This is a genomic window from Sphingopyxis sp. GW821-FHT10B01 (assembly GCF_059415685.1).
Genome location: NZ_JBWKNS010000002.1, coordinates 843,222 through 862,449, shown reverse-complemented (window position 1 = coordinate 862,449; position 19,228 = coordinate 843,222). Strand labels below are relative to the sequence as shown.

At 65.9% G+C, this 19,228-nt stretch carries 20 protein-coding genes; 11 read left to right on the top strand and 9 right to left on the bottom strand.

Annotation, left to right across the window (positions count from 1 at the left end):
- Window positions 1-74: 74 nt before the first annotated feature.
- Entirely contained in the window at window positions 75-542 is a 468-nt protein-coding gene (locus AC07NV_RS08535) for a cupin domain-containing protein (protein WP_495165888.1), read from the bottom strand.
- A 96-nt stretch (window positions 543-638) separates the two neighbouring features.
- Between AC07NV_RS08535 and dapE the strand changes: the two genes are divergently transcribed.
- Entirely contained in the window at window positions 639-1,772 is a 1,134-nt protein-coding gene (gene dapE / locus AC07NV_RS08530; protein ID WP_495165887.1) for a succinyl-diaminopimelate desuccinylase, read from the top strand.
- Here the strand turns inward: dapE and AC07NV_RS08525 are convergent.
- Genes AC07NV_RS08525 through AC07NV_RS08515 form a run of 3 tightly spaced genes read right to left on the bottom strand, consistent with a single transcriptional unit; the run spans window position 1,769 to window position 4,365 of the window.
- The gene (locus tag AC07NV_RS08525) at window positions 1,769-2,344 is read right to left on the bottom strand and encodes a Smr/MutS family protein (protein WP_495165886.1); all 576 of its coding nucleotides are present in this window, start codon (window positions 2,342-2,344) and stop codon (window positions 1,769-1,771) included. The genes dapE and AC07NV_RS08525 overlap by 4 nt on opposite strands.
- Before the next feature lie 7 nt (window positions 2,345-2,351).
- Window positions 2,352-3,683, bottom strand: a complete 1,332-nt coding sequence (gene mltA / locus AC07NV_RS08520; RefSeq protein ID WP_495165885.1) for a murein transglycosylase A — start codon at window positions 3,681-3,683, stop codon at window positions 2,352-2,354.
- Window positions 3,684-3,699: 16 nt separating this feature from the next.
- Window positions 3,700-4,365 carry a Tim44/TimA family putative adaptor protein gene (locus AC07NV_RS08515; RefSeq protein WP_495165884.1) on the bottom strand — a complete coding sequence of 222 codons (666 nt, stop codon included), beginning with the start codon at window positions 4,363-4,365 and terminating at the stop codon, window positions 3,700-3,702.
- Between the two features lie 250 nt (window positions 4,366-4,615).
- On the opposite strand from AC07NV_RS08515, the gene secB reads away from it, so the two are divergent.
- The 4 genes from secB to AC07NV_RS08495 all read left to right on the top strand — a co-directional run bounded on the left by secB (window position 4,616) and on the right by AC07NV_RS08495 (window position 8,618).
- Window positions 4,616-5,131, top strand: a complete 516-nt coding sequence (gene secB / locus AC07NV_RS08510; protein ID WP_495165883.1) for a protein-export chaperone SecB — start codon at window positions 4,616-4,618, stop codon at window positions 5,129-5,131.
- A gap of 27 nt (window positions 5,132-5,158) precedes the next feature.
- Complete coding sequence (murJ, locus tag AC07NV_RS08505) at window positions 5,159-6,754, top strand: murein biosynthesis integral membrane protein MurJ (RefSeq protein WP_495165882.1); 1,596 nt, start codon at window positions 5,159-5,161, stop codon at window positions 6,752-6,754.
- A gap of 12 nt (window positions 6,755-6,766) precedes the next feature.
- The gene (gene trpS / locus AC07NV_RS08500) at window positions 6,767-7,765 is read left to right on the top strand and encodes a tryptophan--tRNA ligase (RefSeq protein ID WP_495165881.1); all 999 of its coding nucleotides are present in this window, start codon (window positions 6,767-6,769) and stop codon (window positions 7,763-7,765) included.
- Window positions 7,766-7,919: 154 nt separating this feature from the next.
- Window positions 7,920-8,618, top strand: coding sequence for a DUF4136 domain-containing protein (locus AC07NV_RS08495; protein ID WP_495165880.1), 699 nt, complete (start codon window positions 7,920-7,922; stop codon window positions 8,616-8,618).
- A gap of 284 nt (window positions 8,619-8,902) precedes the next feature.
- Here the strand turns inward: AC07NV_RS08495 and dnaA are convergent, their stop codons facing one another.
- From dnaA to mutM, 3 genes are all read right to left on the bottom strand, one after another.
- Window positions 8,903-10,267, bottom strand: coding sequence for a chromosomal replication initiator protein DnaA (gene dnaA / locus AC07NV_RS08490; RefSeq protein ID WP_495165879.1), 1,365 nt, complete (start codon window positions 10,265-10,267; stop codon window positions 8,903-8,905).
- Window positions 10,268-10,769: 502 nt separating this feature from the next.
- Window positions 10,770-11,033 (bottom strand): 30S ribosomal protein S20, encoded by a 264-nt coding sequence (gene rpsT, locus AC07NV_RS08485; protein ID WP_495165878.1) that lies wholly within the window; start codon window positions 11,031-11,033, stop codon window positions 10,770-10,772.
- A gap of 187 nt (window positions 11,034-11,220) precedes the next feature.
- A complete protein-coding gene (gene mutM / locus AC07NV_RS08480) occupies window positions 11,221-12,030 on the bottom strand; it encodes a bifunctional DNA-formamidopyrimidine glycosylase/DNA-(apurinic or apyrimidinic site) lyase (RefSeq protein WP_495166014.1) in 810 nt (269 codons plus the stop codon).
- A 94-nt stretch (window positions 12,031-12,124) separates the two neighbouring features.
- Between mutM and AC07NV_RS08475 the strand changes: the two genes are divergently transcribed.
- Genes AC07NV_RS08475 through AC07NV_RS08450 form a run of 6 tightly spaced genes read left to right on the top strand, consistent with a single transcriptional unit; the run spans window position 12,125 to window position 17,300 of the window.
- Window positions 12,125-12,862, top strand: a complete 738-nt coding sequence (locus AC07NV_RS08475) for a class I SAM-dependent methyltransferase (RefSeq protein ID WP_495165877.1) — start codon at window positions 12,125-12,127, stop codon at window positions 12,860-12,862.
- Complete coding sequence (gene ubiB, locus AC07NV_RS08470) at window positions 12,859-14,403, top strand: 2-polyprenylphenol 6-hydroxylase (protein ID WP_495165876.1); 1,545 nt, start codon at window positions 12,859-12,861, stop codon at window positions 14,401-14,403. Before AC07NV_RS08475 ends, ubiB begins: the two co-directional genes overlap by 4 nt.
- A gap of 4 nt (window positions 14,404-14,407) precedes the next feature.
- A complete protein-coding gene (coaBC, locus tag AC07NV_RS08465; protein ID WP_495165875.1) occupies window positions 14,408-15,685 on the top strand; it encodes a bifunctional phosphopantothenoylcysteine decarboxylase/phosphopantothenate--cysteine ligase CoaBC in 1,278 nt (425 codons plus the stop codon).
- Window positions 15,633-16,196, top strand: a complete 564-nt coding sequence (gene dut / locus AC07NV_RS08460) for a dUTP diphosphatase (protein WP_495165874.1) — start codon at window positions 15,633-15,635, stop codon at window positions 16,194-16,196. The genes coaBC and dut overlap by 53 nt, the downstream gene beginning before the upstream one ends.
- A 1-nt stretch (window position 16,197) precedes the next feature.
- Window positions 16,198-16,947, top strand: a complete 750-nt coding sequence (locus AC07NV_RS08455; protein WP_495165873.1) for a HesA/MoeB/ThiF family protein — start codon at window positions 16,198-16,200, stop codon at window positions 16,945-16,947.
- The gene (locus tag AC07NV_RS08450) at window positions 16,926-17,300 is read left to right on the top strand and encodes a DsrE family protein (protein ID WP_495165872.1); all 375 of its coding nucleotides are present in this window, start codon (window positions 16,926-16,928) and stop codon (window positions 17,298-17,300) included. Before AC07NV_RS08455 ends, AC07NV_RS08450 begins: the two co-directional genes overlap by 22 nt.
- Before the next feature lie 9 nt (window positions 17,301-17,309).
- On the opposite strand, the gene AC07NV_RS08445 is transcribed toward AC07NV_RS08450, so the two are convergent.
- Together AC07NV_RS08445 and prfB are read right to left on the bottom strand one after the other, a co-directional pair.
- A complete protein-coding gene (locus AC07NV_RS08445) occupies window positions 17,310-18,032 on the bottom strand; it encodes a class I SAM-dependent methyltransferase (protein ID WP_495165871.1) in 723 nt (240 codons plus the stop codon).
- A complete protein-coding gene (prfB, locus tag AC07NV_RS08440) occupies window positions 18,032-19,159 on the bottom strand; it encodes a peptide chain release factor 2 (protein WP_495165870.1) in 1,128 nt (375 codons plus the stop codon). The genes AC07NV_RS08445 and prfB overlap by 1 nt, the downstream gene beginning before the upstream one ends.
- Window positions 19,160-19,228 lie beyond the last annotated feature (69 nt).

Sequence of the window (19,228 nt, the reverse complement as noted above, 5' to 3'; positions counted from 1 at the left end):
CAAGTCCGGGATGACGAAGCGGGGGTAATTTCCCGTCCGCTTCCCCCCAAAGCCGTCGCAACCACAGAGGATCATCACGGAATCCGCGTCGTCGGATAGGGCGTGCCGTCCTTGTGGAAATAGCCGTCGGGCGTGAACAGCATGTCGATGTCCGAATAGCCGCCGCCGGTGTCATATTTCTTGCCGCCGCCCAGCGCGACGAAGACGCAGTCGGCGTCCGATTCATTGACGAGGTGGTGGCCGTTGGTGCTGCCCTTCGGCCACACCGCGATATCGCCCGGGCGCATCGGCGAGCGGCCGTCGTCCTCGATCAGCACCGCCTCACCCGAAATCATCACCAGCATCTCGTCCTCGCCGTCATGCCAGTGACGCTGCGACGACCAGGCGCCGGGTTTGAGCACGACATGGCTCGCGGCAAAATCGCTGAGTCCCGTCGCGGGGGCGAGCCGCCGGTACCAGCGGCCCTGGACCGGCGCATCATAGGGCGCGGGATAGCCGGTGGTGTTGGTTTGCGGGATCGTATCGAGATCGAGCTTGGGCATGGCAGTCCTCGGGATTTTGTTCTGCCTTTGTTTCGCACAAAGCCGGCGCGATGCAAAGCCTCGACTTGGGTATCGGCGAGGGGGTAAGGGAGCGGCATGACCATGACCGTCGATCCTGTCGAGCTTGCCAAGGCGCTGATCGCCGCGCCGAGCATCACCCCCGCCACCGGACCCGTGTTCGATGTGCTGGAGGCCGCGCTGACGCCGCTCGGCTTTACCGTCGAGCGCTTTATCGACGGCATCGAACCCGACGGGCCGGTCGAGAATCTGCTCGCGGTCCGGACGGGCAAAGGTCCGAAGCATTTCGGCTTTGCCGGGCATCTCGACGTCGTGCCGCCGGGTATCGGCTGGACCGGCGACGCCTTTGCCCCCGAGATACGCGGCGACCTGCTCTATGGGCGCGGCGCGGTCGACATGAAGGGTTCGATCGCCGCCTTTGCCGCCGCTGCGGCCGCAACCCCGGTCGACGCCGGAACGATCAGCCTGATCATTACCGGCGACGAGGAAGGTCCCGCAATCTTCGGCACCCGCGCGTTGATGGAACATATGGACGCGCGCGGCATCCGCCCCGACATGATCGTCGTCGGCGAGCCGACGTCGGTCAACCGGCTCGGCGACATGGTGAAGATCGGGCGGCGCGGGTCGGTCAATATCTGGATCGACGTGCCCGGAACGCAGGGGCATGTCGCCTATCCGCATCTCGCCGACAATCCGATCCCCAAGCTGGTCAAGATCCTCGCGGCGATCGACGCGGTCGTGCTCGATAGCGGCAACGACTGGTTCCAGCCGTCGAACATCGAATTCACCGATATCGAGGTCGGCAATGGCGCGACCAACGTCATCCCCGCGTCGGCGCGGGCGCGGCTGTCGATCCGCTTCAACGACCAGCACCGCGGCGCCGACCTCGTCGCGCTGATCGAACGCATCGCGCACAAGGTCGAACCGAACGCGAAGATCGTCGGAAAGATTTCGGGCGAAGCCTTCCTGACCCCCCCGGGCGATCTGTCGGGACTGGTCGCCGAGGCGATCCATGCCGAAACCGACGTGATGCCCGACATGTCGACGACCGGCGGCACATCCGACGCGCGCTTTCTCCATGCACTTTGCCCGGTGGTCGAGTTCGGGCTGACCAATGCGACGATGCACAAGCTCGACGAGGCGGTTGCGGTGGAGGATCTGCACACGCTGACCGCCATCTATCGCGGCATCTTGATGCGCGGGTTCCTTTAATCCTCGCGCGCCCGGCGCAGGATCACATAGACTGCCCCCGCGCCGCCATGGCTGATATGCGCAGGCCGCAGCGCGACGACCTGGTCGGCGTAGGGCGAATAAGCGAGCCAGTCGGGTAGCGACGCGCGGATGGCGCCGCGCGGTCGCGGGTCGCCGTGCATCTGCGGCAGGCGGTCGGCGCCCGGACGCAGCCGCCCTGCCACCACCAGCAACACGCGCGCGCCGCGCATCAGCCCGCGGCCGATCGCCTCGTCGAGCAAGGCCTGCGCCGAGGCCAGCGTATGACCGTGAAGGTCGATGCTGATATCGGGCCGCACCATTCCCTTGCGCAGGCGCCGGTCCCAATGGCCGTCGAGCGTCGCAGCGCCATGCGTACGGCGCGGCGGAGGAAGCTTCGCGGCGGGACGGAGCGGGGCAGCGGGCACGGCGGTGCTGCGCGGCGTCGGCTTTGGCGGGCTTACGGTGGGCGGCGCGACGGGCGCGAGCGGCGATTTCGCCTTGGCCAGCGGCTTTACCGTCGCCGCCACCTTCTTCCACAGCGCATTTTCGTCGGGAGCAAGTCGCCGCGCCATGGCAGCGTCAAAGCGCCGGGATCAGCCGCGCGATGCTGGCGCGCGGCAGCAGCAGCAGCGCCGAGCCGCGTCCCGCCATGCCGCCGGCGATCGCGCGCGCGTCGTCGCCCGCGCCCCAGAAGCTGTCGAAGCGATTGGCGCCCTTGATCGCGCCGCCGGTGTCCTGCGCGATCCACAAGCCATTCGGTTCGGCGCGGTCGAGCGACAGGAGGACGGGCGCCCCCAGCGGCACATATTTGGGGTCGACGGCGACGCTCGCGCGGCCCGTCACCGGAACGCCGAGCGCGCCGAGCGGACCAGGGCCGGTCAGCTCGCGGAAAAAGACCCAGCTGGGATTCTCGTTCATCACCGCGGCGCCGCGTACGGGGTCAGCACGCAGATAGTCGAGGATGCCCTGCATCGACGCTTGACCGCGCTGGAGCTCGCCGCGGTCGAGCAGCAGCTTGCCGATGCCAACATAGCCGCGGCCGTTCTGCGTATCATAGCCGATACGCATGATCCCGCCGTCGGGCAGGCGCAGGCGGCCCGAGCCCTGGATTTGCAGGAAGAAGAATTCGGCGGCATCGGCGGCCCACGCGATTTCGAGCCCGCGCCCGTCAAGCGCGCCGCTTTCGATCGCGGTCCGGTCAAAATAGCGTATAAAATTCGAGCCATCGACGCGGCCGCGAATCTTGCGGCCCTTCAGATCGTCCGAGAACAGGCCGAGGTCGGCTTCGACGAGGTCGGCGGGGCGGCGATAGATGGGGATGTCATAATCCGCGCTCTTCGTCCGCGACGCCGCGATTTCGGGTTCATAATAGCCGGTGACGAAAGCCGTGCCCGCGCCGACCTGCACCGTACCGAAATAGCGGGCAAAAAAGGCCGCAGCGTCGCTGTCCGGCCAGCGCTTCGCCGCCTCGCAGCTTTCGGTCCAGTCGGCGTTTTGCGTCAGCCCGCTGGTGTCGGCGCGGCGCTGGACCGAGGGGCAGCTGATGCGAAAGGCGCCGAGCGCGGCGCTCGCCCGTTCGGCCGAAACGCCGAGCGCGGCGACATCGGGACCCGCGACCACGCCCGCGGTCGCGGCGCTGGTCGCGTCGGCCGGACCCGGCGGCACGACGAGCGGCGGATTGGGGGTGGCGGGAACCGGGGTCGACGCGATCGTGCCGGTTTCGGACGGGCGCGGCCGATACGGACGCGGCGTGCCGACGGGGGTGGGCGGCGGCTTCGCAGCGACCGGCGGCGTGGCGGGGACCGCACCGGCGGCGCCATCGGGAACAACCGAAGCACAGCCCGAAAGCAGCGGCAGGATGGCAAGCAGAACGAATCCGGAAACGCGCGCGCGGCGCGGCGCGGCCGTCATGTCCGCGGGCATGGAATCAGGCCGATTCGGCTTCGTCGAGCACCCAGTTGGGGTCGTTGCTGCCGATCTGACGACGGAAGGTCCACAGATCGTCGGTCTGCGACGCGTCGCTCATCGAACCCGCGATCAGCTTGCCGTCGGCATCGCGCGTGACCGCGCTAATGTCGGCACGATAGCGTACCGTGACACGCGCTTCGTTGCGGTTCAGCTCGACCGCGGTGATCTTCGCCGAATCGATCCCCATCAGGCGGTTGTCGAGTTTTTCGCCGCGGGCTTCGCGCGCGGCGATCGCTTCGGCAAAGGCGTCGTAGCTGTCGTCGTCGCAGAGGTCGCGCAGCGTAGCGCGGTCGCCCGCCCAAAAGGCTTCGAGGATCATGCGATAGGCTGCCTCGGCGCCCTCCATGAACCGGCCCGCGTCAAAGTTGCGGTCGCTCGCGAGCAATTGGCGGAGGCCAGCCTCGGCGGCGGGTTCATAGACCAGACCCGATGTGTCAGGGACCGCGGGACTTGCCGTCGAGCCATCGCTCTCGTCGAGCCGGACCGGCGAGGCGGTCGCACGCTCGTCGCGGCGCGGCAGCACGGGTTCCTGTTCGTGCCCGGTGCGTTTGCCGAGCACCGAATAGAGCCGCATGCCGAGGAAGGCGGCAATCATGGCGAGCAGGACGATCGAAAAAGCAGTCACGGGCAAAAGTCCAATGCGGGCAATGGAAACATCTCGGCTGATACATAGGCGATCCGGCGCCTAGTTTCAAATAGCCATGGCCGCTGCGGCGCGGCAGGTCAACGATTCGCCCTTAACTATGCCATGGGATAGGGGGCCATTGTGCTGGCTGCCGGGCGCTGCTAAGCGCCGCGGCAACCGTCCGCCGCGGTTCTGACACGTTCCGCGGCCCGGATATTGTTTCCATCTTTTCAGTGAAAGCTTCATCACCATGGCTGACGAGACCAGCGCCGACATCAACAACCCCGCCCTTCAGCCCAATGGCGAAGACACAAGCCCGGCGATCGGCCTGATCTCGCAATATGTGAAAGATCTGTCGTTCGAAAATCCGAACGCACCCGCCGTTTATCAGTGGCAGGACGCACCGCAGGTTGACGTCCAGTTCAACATCGCCGCCGACAGCGTCGGCGACAATCTGTACGAAGTGACGTTGAAGATCGACGTCACGTCAAAGACCGATCAGGGCACGAGCTTCGTGATCGACCTGAAATATGCCGGCCTGTTCGGCGTCCGCAACGTGCCCGACGACCAGCTTCAGCCCTTCTTCCTCGCCGAAGCGCCGCGCATCCTGTTCCCCTTCGCACGCCGCGTCGTCGCCGACGCCGTTCGCGACGGCGGCTTCCCGCCGCTGCTGCTCGAGCCGATCGATTTCCACGGCCTGTTTATGCAGCAGGTCCAGCAGGTCGAAGCCGAGCAAGCGGGCGACGTGACGGTTGGCCAAGCCTGACCTGCATGATTTGGGCGGGCTGACAGGATGAGCAGCCTGATCAAAAATGTCGGGACGATCGGCGGGCTGACGATGATCAGCCGCGTGTTCGGTTTTGCCCGCGACATGCTGCTCGCGCGCGTGTTGGGCGCCGGCCTCGCGGCCGACGCCTTCCAACTCGCCTTCACACTTCCCAACACCTTTCGCCGCCTGTTCGCCGAGGGGGCGTTCTCGGTCGCTTTCGTGCCTATGTACAGCCGCGCGCTGCACGGGAGCGAAAGCGAGGGTGGCGGCGAGGAAGCGGCGGCGAAATTTGCCGACGATGTGCTCTCGGTCTTCCTGTGGGTGTTGCTGGCCTTCTCCGCGATCATGATGATCGTCATGCCGGCGATCGTCTGGCTGCTCGCGCGCGATTTCGAGGACGTGCCCGGCAAGTTCGAGCTCGCGGTCTATCTGAGCCGGCTGACCTTTCCCTATCTCGGGCTGATCAGCCTCGTGGCGATGCTGTCGGGCCTGCTCAACGCGCGGTCGCGCTTTGCCCCCGGCGCCTTCGCCCCGGTGCTGCTCAACATCGTGCTGATCGGCGGCATCACGGCGGGCTGGTGGCTGCGCGGAGACAGCGGCGATGATCGCATCGTCGCCACCGCGCTTGCCGTGTCGGTCAGCCTCGCAGGCGCGGCACAGCTCGCCTATCTTGTCTGGTCGGTGCGGCGCGCCGGGCTGCGGCTTCACTGGCGCCTGCCGAAATTCACCCCCGAGGTGAAGCGGCTCGGCCTACTGATCCTGCCCGCGACCTTTGGCGCCGGGATTTACCAGATCAGCCAGTTCGTCGACACTTTCTTCGCGACCTCGCTGCCGCAGGGATCGCTCACGCTTCTCAAGCTCGCCGACCGGCTCAACCAGATGCCGCTCGGCATCGTCGGCATCGCGCTCGGCACTGCGATCCTGCCGATGCTGTCGCGCCATATCCACAGCGGCGACGCGCATGAGGCGCAGCGGTTGCAGGGCAATGCGTTCGAGATCGCAACGCTGCTGACGCTGCCCGCTGCCGCCGCCCTCGCGATCTGCGCGCCCGCTTTCGTCACCGCCTTTTTCGTCGGCGGAAAATTCACCGATGCCGACGGCGCGATCATGGCGCAGATCGTCGCGGCGCTCGTCGCCGGGCTGCCCGCCTATGTCATCGTCAAGATTTTGAACCCCGGCTTCTTCGCGCGCGAGGATATGCGCACCCCGGTATGGACCGCGCTTGCCGCGCTGATCGTCAATATTGCGATCAATATTTATGTTGTCGAACATTATGGCATCGTCGGGCTGGCGGGGGCGACTGCGGTGTCGGCCTCGCTCAACTGCGTCCTGCTCTATACCGTGCTCCACCGCCGCGGCTGGTTCCATTTCACGGCCAGGCTCGCGAGCCGAATCGCGCGGCAACTGGTCGCCGTCGCCGCGATGTCAGCACTGCTGTGGTGGATGCTGCCGATGCTGAAGCCTTATTATGGGGGCGGCATATTCGACCGCATCTGGTCGCTCGTGGCGCTGGTGGGCGCCGGCGGCGCGGTGTTTTTCGCGGTCGCCTTCCTCGTCGGCGCGCTTGACAAGGATCTGGTCGCCATGCTGACGCGGCGGCGCGGCAAACCGGCCGCCTGACAGGAGTTTATCATGCGGACGCTATCGGGCATTCAGCCCACCGGAAATTTGCATCTCGGCAATTATCTGGGTGCGATCCGCAACTGGGTGCGCATGCAGGACGAGATGCCGGGCGAGAAGCTCTATTTCCTCGCCGATCTGCACGCGATCACCGTCTATAACGACCCCGCCGAACTGACCGCGAACACGCGCGAGATGGCGGCGGCGCTGATGGCGGCAGGGATCGATCCCGCGAAAGCCATCCTGTTCAACCAGGCGCGCGTCCCCGCGCATGCCGAACTGGCGTGGTTGCTGTTCTGCACCGCGCGCATCGGCTGGTTGAACCGCATGACGCAGTTCAAGGAAAAGTCGGGCAAGAACCGCGAGGGCGCGAGCGTCGGCCTCTATGCCTATCCGGTGCTGCAAGCCGCCGACGTGCTGCTCTATCAGACGACGCACGTCCCGGTCGGCGACGACCAGAAACAGCATCTCGAACTCGCGCGCGATATTGCCACGAAGTTCAACCTCGACACCGGGACCGAAACCTTCACCCTGCCCGAGCCCACGATCCCCGCCGCCGCGGCGCGGATCATGAGCCTGCGCGACGGAAGCGCGAAGATGTCGAAATCGGACCCGAGCGATGCGAGCCGCATCAACCTGATCGATGACGCCGACACGATCATGGCCAAGATCCGCAAGGCAAAGACCGACGCCGAACCGCTGCCGTCGGAGGCCGCAGGGCTCGAAGGCCGCCCCGAGGCCCGCAATCTCGTCGCCATCTATGCCGCGATGGCCGACGAGAGTGTCGATCAGGTGCTCGCACGCTTTGCCGGGCAGGGTTTCGGCGCATTCAAGCCCGCGCTCGGCGAGTTGCTCGTCGAAATCTTGCGGCCGATCGCGACGCGCCTCACTCAGCTCAAGGCCGATCCGGCAGCGATCGACGCCGCGCTCGATGCGGGTGCCGCGCGCGCATCGGCGTTGGCGCGGCCGACGCTCGACGCCGCCTATGCCGCATTGGGGCTGTGCCGCTAATCTCCGGGAAGAACTTGCTTATCGGCGGCGACGCCCCATATTCGCTATGGAACGAAGGTGCGACGAACCGGGTTCAACCAAGGTTAAGTCGCACCGGGATAGTCATGGTATATGAGGGCGACTGTTGTTCGCACCGAATCACGGAGCCAAGACGATGAGCAAGATGAACTTCCGGCGGCTGGGCCTGGCCGCAATGACCGGCGCAGCACTGGCGCTGGCCGGCTGCGCGACCCCGTTCAAGGCCGATGTCGCGCGCTTTCAAACCCAGCTTCCCGCGCCGCAGGGCCAGAGCTTCGTCGTCGAGGCAAGCAACCCTGCGCTGCAGGGCGGTATCGAATTCGGCCAATATGCGAACCTCGTGGCGGGCGAGCTGACCCGCTACGGCTACCGTCCCGCGACCTCGGGCGAGCGTGCCGATTTGGTCGTTCGCATGGACTATGGCGTCGACAAGGGGCGCGAACGCGTCGTGTCGAGCCCCAGCTTCGGCGATCCCTGGTACGGTGGATACGGCGGCTATTATGGCCGCGGCTTCTATCGCCCGGTCATTGTGAGCGGCCGCGGCGGACGTCGCTATGTCTATGGCTACCGCGATCCGTTCATGTGGGGCGGTTTCGGGCCCGGTTGGGGCGGCACCGATGTCAGCAGCTACACCGTCTATACCAGTGGTCTGAACCTCCAGATCAATCGTGCCGCCGACGGATCGCGCCTGTTCGAGGGCCACGCCGAGGCGCAGTCGCGCGACAATAATCTGCAGGCGATCGTGCCGAACCTCGTCGAGGCGATGTTCACCGGCTTCCCCGGGAATTCGGGCGAGCGGGTGCGGATCACCGTAGCACCGCCCGAAAAGAGCTGAAGCGCTGCCAACCCCAATCGAAAGGCCCGCCTCCCAATCGGACGGCGGGCCTTTTTGGTTTGGCGAGGGGCAAGTTCGGCTTCTCGGCCGGCAGCTGCCCTATCGATCATCGTCACCCCGGGCTTGGCCCCGGGGCCTGCCTTCTCGAAAGAAAAGGCGGGTCCCGGGTCAAGCCCGGAATGACGGAAGTGGATGATTGAAAGACAGCTCTCCACCACATCTTCAACCAGCGCACCGCAACGATGTGGGTATCTCCGGGGACAACCCCGGCATAAGTCTGTGGATCAGCCGTTGAGGCTGCGCCGGATCGCCGCGATCTCAGCGTCGAGCTCGCTGTCGGCGACGCGAAGCGCCTCGACCGTGCGCACCGCGTGGATCACCGTCGAATGGTCGCGCCCGCCAAAGCGGCGACCGATCTCGGGATAAGAGCGCGGCGTCAGTTCCTTGGCGAGGTACATGGCGACCTGCCGCGGGCGGGCGATCGCGCGAACGCGGCGCTTCGATGCCATTTCGGACTTGTCGAGCCGGTAGTGCGAGCACACCGCACGCTGAATCTCGTCGATCGTGATGCGCGGGCGCGCGGTGCGGACATTTTCGGCGAGCCGATCCTCGGCGAGCGCGAGGTCGACCGTCGTGCCGGTGAGCGCGGCATAGGCGAGCAGCTTGTTGAGCGCGCCCTCGAGCTCGCGGATGTTGCGGGTGAAATGCTTGACCAGATAGGCGACGACATTGTCGGGGACGTCGACCATCGGCATCGCGGCAAGCCGCTGACGAATGATGCGTTCACGCAGATCGTCCTCGGGTGCCTCGATGTCGGCGACCAGCCCGCCCGACAGGCGCGACAAGAGGCGTGCCTCGACCCCGTCGAGCATCGCCGGCGGGCGGTCGGCGGTGACGACGAGGCGCTTGCCCGCGGTCATCAGGTCGTCGATCGTGTGGAGCAGTTCTTCCTGCGTCGAATTCTTGCCGATCACAAACTGCAGATCGTCGAGCAGCAGCAGATCGGCGGCGCGCAGCCGCGCCTTGAACGCCATCATGTCGCCGCCGCGCATCGCACCGACGAATTCGAGCATGAATTTTTCGGCCGACATCAGGATGATGTTGGCGGTCGGGTGCGCCCTGGCATAATCCTGCGCCATCGCCTGGAGCAGGTGCGTCTTGCCCTGGCCGGTGCCCGAGCAAAGATAGAGCGGGTTGAACTGCGGCGCCTCGACCATCGCCATCCGGCGCGCGGCGTTGGCGGCAAGAATGTTGCTGCGCGCGACGACGAAGCGGTCGAACGACAGCCGCGGGTCGAAATTGAGCAGCGCGGGATTGGCAGCGGGTGCCGGCGGCGGGGTATCGAAGCTCGGCAGCGGCGATGCCGCGAGGACGGTGGCACGATCGTCCGCGGCCGCGCCGCCGCGCACCGTAACACCGCGAACCGCAGGCAGCTGCTGCCGCCACGCGAGTTCGAGCCGGTCGCCGAAGCGCTCGTTGATCCAGTTCGCCGAAAAGCGGCTGACGGTTTCGAGCGTCACGACGCCCGACAGCGCGCAATAGTCGGCAAAACGCACCGGCTTCAGCCAATGGTCGAAGGTGCGGACGCCAAGGTCGCGGCGCAGCCCTTCGGCGACGCGCGGCCAGAGCGTTGCGGCATCACCGCTCACTGCTCCACCCTTTGCGTCATGCCCATGCTGATTACCGCTTTCCGTCACGCTGTACCGCCCCCTCAGGTCTCTTGAGCGCCAGACCATCGGGCGGCCACCCACACGCCGACTCGTCGCCTGCGCCGGGCGCAGGCATCCTGCCCGGGACAAGCGGCCCGAAGAAGTGCGAATCATGTCGATGTGGCGGCCACCGGCGAAGGCCGACGACCCCCCTGTCTAGTCAGGGGTCGGTGAGTCGATCAAGGGCTGGCCCTGTAAAAATACTGAAATAAAAATCTTGACTCACCGGGGGTGACGGAAACGCGTCAAAGTGTCATTTTATGCATTATTTTCAATGGTTTATTTGTGACAATTCAGTGACCAAACAACGAATCGCAGAAAATCCGTCACTTACCGCGCTGCAACACTATTGCCATCGCCGTGTCACAATAGCGGACGCAAAAAAGGACCCGCAGGCATGAAGCCAGCGGGTCCTTTTTGTTCCCTTTCGGGACGGATCGAATCAGGCGATCGCGTTCACGCTCTTGGTCAGGCGCGAGAATTTGCGAGCCACGGTGTTCTTGTGGAGCACGCCCTTGGCAACGCCGCGCGCCATTTCGGGCTGCGCAGCCTTCAGTGCGGTTGCAGCGGCATCCTTGTCGCCAGCGGCGACGGCGTTCTCGACCTTCTTCACCAGCGTGCGGATGCGCGAAACGCGATTCTTGTTCACGACGGTGCGCGCCTGGTTGCGGCGGATGCGCTTTTTTGCCTGCGGCGTATTGGCCATAAATTCCTCGGTTTCCAAACGGTCTAAGTCAGTCGGAGCGCAGCGTCACCGGAGCAGCCGAATCGCGCAAAGAGGCGAATCAATGTCCGGATACGGCCGGTTCCGGTAACCCGGACCCTGCTCGAAGGGTGCGCGCATAGCCAGCATGGCGCATTTGGTCAATGCCTATTGCGGGAAAGTGCACGCATTACCGCTGGCATTTGGGGCAATAAAAGGTCGACCGGCCCGATTGCACAATCCGGACGATCGTCCCGCCGCACTCGCACGCCGCGCCCTCGCGCCCATAGACGCGCCAATCCTTGGCGAAATAGCCCAGATCGCCTTCGGGACTCAAAAAATCGCGCAAGGTCGAGCCGCCCGCCGCAATGGCCGCGATCAATATAGCCTTGATCGCGGGCACAAGCGCCGCAAGCTTCGCCTTCGACACGTCGGTCGCGGGCTTCGTCGGGGAAATACGCGCCATGTTGAGCGCCTCGCACACATAGATATTGCCCAGCCCCGCGACGAGCGCCTGGTCGAGCAGCATCGCCTTGATCGGTGCGCGGCGCCCCGCAAGCGCTCCCGCCAGATAGGCGGCATCGAATTCATCGGAAAGCGGCTCGGGGCCCAAAGTCACGAACGCCGGGAACATCGCCAGCGGATCGCCCGCCACGAGATCGACCGACCCGAAGCGCCGCGGATCGTGCAGGAACAACCGGTGCCCGGCCGTTTCGATCAGCAAATGATCGTGCTTGCCGGCCTCGCCCCCCTCGGTCCGCCAGCGGCCCGACATGCCGAGGTGGAAGATCATATGATCGTCGCGGTCGGTCGATACGATGCCATATTTGGCGCGGCGCGAGAGAGTGGTGACCGTCGCGCCGGTCAACCGCTGGGCGAGGTCGGCGGGAAAGGGCCGGCGCAGGTCGGGGCGAAATGTCGTGACCGCCGTCAGCCGCTGCCCTTCGAGGAAGGGGGCGAGGCCGCGAACGGTGGTTTCGACTTCGGGAAGTTCAGGCATATCGCGCATCGGGCTACGCGCCATTTGCCTGCGCTTCAACCCTTGGCTAAAGGCCGGTGCGACTTCGTTTCTCCCCGCATCAAGGCGCGACTCCATGACCAACCCCGACACCGTCAGCTTCGGCTATGAACAGGTTCCCGCGGGCGACAAGACCGCGATGGTCGGCGAGGTGTTCAGCCGCGTTGCGCGCAAATATGACATCATGAACGACGCGATGTCGGGCGGCATGCACCGGCTGTGGAAGGACCGCTTCGTACGCCGGGTGAAGCCGCGCGAGGGCGAGGCGATCCTCGACATGGCGGGCGGCACCGGCGATATCGCCTTTCGCATGGAGCCCTCGGGCGCGAGCATCACTGTCGCGGACATCAATCCCGACATGCTGGGCGTCGGGGTGGAGCGCGCCGCAGAGCGCGGCATCGATAGCCTGGTGTGGAGCGAACAGAACGCCGAGATGCTCTCGTTCCCCGACCAGTTTTTCGATGCCTATACGATCGCCTTCGGCATCCGCAACGTCACCGATATCCCGGCGGCCTTGAAAGAAGCGCATCGCGTGCTTCGCTACGGCGGCCGCTTCTTCTGCCTCGAATTCTCGACCAACGAATGGCCGGGTTTCGCACAGGCCTATGACGCCTATTCGCACCATCTGGTGCCCAAGCTCGGCAAGCTGATCGCCGATGACGAGGACAGCTATCGCTATCTGATCGAATCGATCCGCCGCTTCCCGCCGATGTCCGCCTTCGCAAAAATGATCCGCGAAGCCGGCTTCACCGCGGTGAAGGTCGAACCGATCATGGGCGGACTGGTTGCGATCCACAGCGGGTGGAAGGCTTGACCCGTCCCGTCACCCATATCGCCCGCCTGCTGAAATGGGGCCGCATCCTCGCGCGCCATGGCGCGCTCCGCGGAATCGAAAGCGCGCCGACGACGCCGCCGGGTGTGAAACGCCTGTGCCGGATCGCGCGACTCGGAACGATCCAGCCGAAAATCCCTGACTATGCCGCCGCCTTTCAGGCGATCGGCCCCGCCGCGGTCAAACTGGGCCAGACGCTCGCAACGCGCCCCGACATCGTCGGCGAGGAAGCGGCGCGCAACCTGCTGACCCTGCAGGATGCGCTCGCGCCCGTCGCGTTCGAGCGTATCCGCAAGGAAATCGAAGCGACCTTCGAGGCTCCGCTCGAAAGCCTCTATGCCGAATTCGATCCCGAGCCCGTCGGTTCGGCCTCGATCGCGCAGGTCCACCGCGCGGTGACGATCGAGGGCCGACAGGTCGCCGTCAAGGTTCGCCGCCCCGGCATCGACAAGCAGTTCGCACGCGACATCGAAACCTATGAATGGGCGGCCGCGCACCTCGAGGCACTGGGCGGCGAAGCGACACGGCTGCGCCCGCGCCAGGTCATCGCCAATTTCCGGCGCTGGACGCTGCGCGAACTCGACCTGCGCCGCGAGGCCGCCTCGGCGTCCGAGCTCGCCGACGCCATGGTCGGGGTGCCGACCTATGAAGTGCCGGCGATCGACTGGGACCGCACCGCCAGCCGCGTGATGACGCTCGACTGGATCGATGGCATCAAGATTTCGCACCGCGACGCACTGATCGCAGCGGGACACGACATGGAGAAATTGTCGGCGAACCTTGTCAACGCGTTCCTGCGCCAGGCGATCGCCGAGGGATTCTTCCACGCCGACATGCATCAGGGCAATTTGTTCGTGAAAGCCGACGGCACGATCGCTGCCGTGGACTTTGGCATCATGGGGCGCATCAACCGGCAGGCGCGCTACTGGCTCGCCGAAATCCTCTATGGCCTGACGACCGGAAACTACCGCCGCGTCGCCGAAATTCACTTCGAGGCGCAATATGTGCCCGACTATCACAGCGTCGAGGAATTCGCGACGGCGCTGCGCGCGGTCGGCGAACCGATGCGCGGCAAACCGGTGAGCGAATTGTCGGTCGGGCAGATGCTCGACGGATTGTTCGCGATCACGCGCGATTTCGACATGCAGACGCAGCCGCACCTGCTGCTGCTGCAAAAGACGATGGTGATGGTCGAAGGTGTCGCGACGATGCTCGATCCGAAGATCAATATGTGGAACGTGTCCGGCCCGTTCGTCAGCGAATGGATTCGCGACGAACTCGGCCCCGAAGCCGCGCTCGCCGACGGCATCCGCGAACAGGGCAAGACGCTGGCGCTGATCCCCGACATCATCCGCCGCCTCGACGCGCAATTGCCCAGGAAGGGCGCCGCGCCGCCCGCGCCGCCGCTTCCCGAAATTCCGCTGATGTGGGACAAGGGCGAACGCCGCCGCTGGTGGCGCTATGCGCTGACCGCGCTGCTTGGCGCGGCGGCTGGTGCAGCGGCGTTGAACTGGCTAGGTTAGGCCTATGACCAAGCCCCGGATCCTGCTCATCATCGGCGGCGGCATCGCAGCCTATAAATCGATCGAACTCGTCCGCCTGCTCCGCAAGGCGGGCTATATCGTGCGCTGTGTCATCACGCGCGCGGGCGAACAGTTCGTGACCCCGCTCACGCTCGCGGCGCTGAGCGAGAACAAGGTCTATACCAGCCTCTTCGACCTGAAGGACGAGGTCGAGATGGGGCATATCCAGCTCAGCCGCGAGGCGGACCTGGTGGTCGTTGCGCCGGCGACCGCCGACCTGCTCGCGAAGATGGCCACCGGCATCGCCGACGATCTCGCGACGACGCTGCTGCTCGCGACCGACAAGCCCGTGCTTGCGGCGCCTGCGATGAATGTGCGCATGTGGCTGCACCCCGCGACGCAGCGCAATGTCGCGACGCTCCGCGGCGACGGCGTCACGGTGATGGCACCCGACGAGGGCGAGATGGCATGCGGCGAATATGGCCCCGGCCGCCTGCCGGAGCCTGCCGCGATCAAGGATGCGATCGATGCAGCCTTGGCGAACGCGCCCGCTCCGGTTCCGCTCACCGGCCAGCCCGACTTCGCGCCCGCGAATCATCGCCCGCTCTTTGGCCGCCGCATCCTGATCACCGCGGGGCCGACGCACGAGCCGATCGACCCGGTGCGCTACATCGCCAACCGGTCGAGCGGGAAGCAGGGCTTTGCGATTGCCGCCGCTGCGGCCGAAGCCGGTGCCGAAGTGCTGCTGATCGCCGGGCCGGTGCCGCTGCCGACTCCGCCCGGCGTGATTCGGATCGACGTCGAGACCGCGCTCGAAATGGCGGCCGAAGTCGAGCAGGGCCTTCCCGTTGATGCGGCCATCATGGTCGCCGCGGTTGCAGACTGGCGTGCCGCGGACACCGCATCGCAGAAGATCAAGAAGGACGGCAGCGGACAGGTCCCGCCGCTCGCGCTCGCCGAAAATCCCGACATCCTTGCTGGCCTCGCCAAATCCCCCGGGCGGCCACCGCTGCTGGTCGGATTTGCTGCCGAAACCAACGATGTCATCGCCCACGCACAGGCGAAACTCGCGCGCAAGGGATGCGACTGGATCGTCGCGAACGACGTCGCCGCCGACCCGATGGGCGGCGAAAGCAACCGCGTGCATATCGTCAGCAAAGACGGGGTAGACAGCTGGGACCGGCTGCCGAAGCAAGCCGTCGCCCGCAAATTGATGGAAAAGATCGCCGATGAACTCGACACCCGTGCCCCCCCAGAACACCAATCCCGTGAATCCGATTGAAATCGCCATCCAGCGCCTGCCCAACGGCGGTGGCCTGCCCCTGCCCGCCTATGCGAGCGAAGGCGCCGCAGGCATGGATGTCGTCGCCGCCGAGACGCTGACGATCCGCCCCGGAACGCGGCACGCGGTCGCGACCGGCTTTGCGATGGCGATCCCTCCCGGCTATGAAGTGCAGGTCCGTCCGCGCTCGGGCCTTGCGCTCAAACATGGCATCACCTGCCTCAACACGCCCGGCACGATCGACAGCGACTATCGCGGCGAAGTGAAGGTGATCCTCGCCAATCTCGGCGACGAAAGTTTCGAAGTGAAGCGCGGCGACCGCATCGCTCAGCTTGTACCCGCCGCCGTTCAGCGGGCGGCTTTCGCCGAAGTGGCGACGCTCGATGAAACCGAACGCGGGACGGGGGGCTTCGGATCGACGGGCGTCGAAAGCGACACCGCCGACGAAACCGCGAACGCCGCAGGCCTTGCTTCGCTATCGGGGATCAAGCTGCGGCGCCCGGCCGAATAATTTGCTCAGCGACGCCGAACTCGACCGCTACGCCCGCCAGATCATTCTGCCGGCCTTTGGCGGTGCCGGGCAGGCGAAGCTGAAGGACGCCCATATCGCGGTCATCGGCGCGGGCGGGATCGGCTGTCCGGCGATCACCTATCTGGCGGCGGCAGGCGTCGGCAAGCTGACGATCATCGACCATGACGTGGTCGAACTGTCGAACCTGCAGCGGCAGCCGCTTTTCACCGACGCCGACATCGGCGCGCTGAAGGCCGACGTCGCGGCCGAGGCGGCGCGGCGGATCAACCCGCACGTCGACGCTGTCGCGGTAGCCGCTCGGCTCGACAACGAAAACGCCGAAACGCTGCTCACCGGCGCGAACCTGATCCTTGACGGATGCGACAATTTCGACACGCGGCTCGCGGTCAACCGCGTGGCCGTTGCGTTGCAGGTCCCGCTGCTCAGCGCCGCGATCGGCGCCTTCGAGGGGCAGGTTGCGCTCTATGAGGGCTGGCGCGCGGGTCAGGCCTGCTATGCGTGCCTCGTCGGCAGCGATCCCGACCGCGAAGGCATCAATTGCGCCGAAACCGGCGTGATGGGCGCGCTCGCAGGCATGATCGGCACGATGGCGGCGCTGGAGGCGGTGCGCGCACTCACCGGCCTCGGCGCGTCCTTGACGGGGCGGCTCGCGATCCTCGATATGCTGGGTCGGCGCTGGCGCGAAGTCGGCGTGCCCGAGGATCCGCTATGCCCGATATGTCGAGCCTGAACATCATCGTCGCCGTCGCCGAAGGGCGGCGGCTCTACGCTGCACTCGAAGCGGGGATGGCGGCGGCGGCACTGGGACGCCCGGTGCGCATCTTTTTGCAGGGTGAAGCGGCGGCGCTGCTCCGCGATCCCGTATCCTTTGCCGGCGACGAGGCACGCCGCGCCGCGGGGCAACCCGACCTCGCCTGGCTGGTCGAGGAAGCCATTGCGATGGAGGTCGCGCTGTTCGTTTGCCAGTCGGGGATGGCGCTTGTCGGCATCGCGGCGACCGGGCTGGTACCGCATGTTCGCGCCGCGGGCTTGGTCAGCTTCCTTGCCGAAATCGCCGCCGAGGATCGTCTGATCGTCTATTAGGGCCAGATTCTAGGGATTGTCGCAGACCTTGATCGCATCCGGCTCGGGGCGCTTGCCGTCGGGGACGAAGCGCGCGAGATACCCCCCGGCGTGCTGCTTGTCGTCGTAAGACACGAGCTTGTAACCCACCGCCTCGAACTCGCAGACGAGCAGGCGAAAGGGCGTGCCATGCTGTGCGATCGGGCGATCGCCGTCGACCACCAGCACCTGCCCGCCCTTGCGCAGCGCCGGGCGCATCCGCCAGAGGAAGGCATAGGGCTCGGCGATCTCGTGATACATATGGACCATGAAGATGCGGTCGAAACTCGCCGCGGGCAGGCGCGGATCGTCGACCGCGCCAAGTTTCAGCGAGACATTGTCGAGCCGTTCGCGCGCGACGCGGTCGGCGAGCCGCTCGATCACCTCGGGCATGATGTCCTGCGCGAGCACGCGGCCGCCCGCGCCGACCCGCTGCGCGAGGCGGACGGTGTAATAGCCGTCGCCCGCGCCGATGTCGGCGACGGTCATGCCCGGACGGACGTCGGCCGAGTCCATGACGTCATCGGCCTCGTTGACGCGGTCGCGCGCTTCCTCGGTCGACCATTTGGTCGACACGGTCGTCGCGACGGGCCGGTCGGCGGGCGGAAATTCGCGTGCGGTTTCGGTGCGGTCGCTGTCATCATCCCACGGCGCATCGCAACCGCCGAGCAGCGGCAGGATCGCCAGCGCGGCAAGGACGACCGCGCGGTTCATCAGTCGATGTCTTCCACTTCGACCTTTTCGCCGGTCACCTTCTGCGACAGCGCCGCGGCCATGAACGGATCGAGCGCACCGTCGAGCACGTCGCCGGGTGCGGTCGAGGTCACGCCCGTACGCAGATCCTTCACGAGCTGATAGGGCTGGAGGACATAGGAGCGGATCTGGTGGCCCCAACCGATCTCGGTCTTCGCCTGATACTCGCCCGAGGCCGCGGCTTCGCGCTTCTGCAGTTCGGCTTCGTACATGCGTGCCTTCAGCATCCCCATCGCCGTCGCGCGGTTCTTGTGCTGCGAGCGGTCGTTCTGGCTCGCGACAACGATGCCCGTTGGAATATGCGTGATACGCACCGCCGAATCGGTCGTGTTGACATGCTGTCCACCCGCGCCCGAGGCGCGATAGGTGTCGATCTTGAGATCGCCCTCGTTGATCTCGATGTCGATATTGTCGTCGATCACCGGATAGACCCACACGCTCGAGAAGCTGGTGTGGCGCCGCGCCGAGCTGTCATAGGGCGAGATGCGGACGAGACGATGGACGCCGCTTTCGGTCTTCGAATAGCCATAGGCGTTCTCGCCCTTCACCAGCATCGTCGCCGATTTGATGCCCGCCTGTTCGCCCGCCTGATATTCGACGAGCTCGACCTTGAATCCGCGCTTTTCGGCCCAGCGGCTGTACATGCGCTGGAGCATTTCGGCCCAGTCCTGGCTTTCGGTGCCGCCGGCGCCGGCGTGAACCTCTATATAGGCGTCGTTGGCATCGGCTTCGCCCGCGAGCAGCGCCTTGATCTTGTCTTCCTCGGCGCGCGCGGCGAGCGTCGCGAGGCTGGTCACCGCTTCATCGCCCAGCGCCGTATCGCCTTCCATGTCGGCCAGCTCGATCAGTTCGGCGGTGTCGGCGCATTCCTGTTCGATTGCGCGCGTCGCATTGATCGCCTCGTCGAGGCGGCGACGCTCGCGCATCACTTCCTGCGCCGCCCTGGGATCGTTCCACAGCGTCGGGTCCTCGACCTTCGCATTCAGTTCGTCGAGCCGCCGCACCGCGCGGTCCCAGTCGAGAAAACGTCGCAGCAGCGCCAGCGCGGCGCCAATCTTGTCGATATGATCCTGCGCTTCGGCGCGCATGTCCTTGCTCCTGAAATATGTTGGTCCCGCCCTTACGGCCTCAAGCGCCGCAGGGGAAGGAGGTGCGCG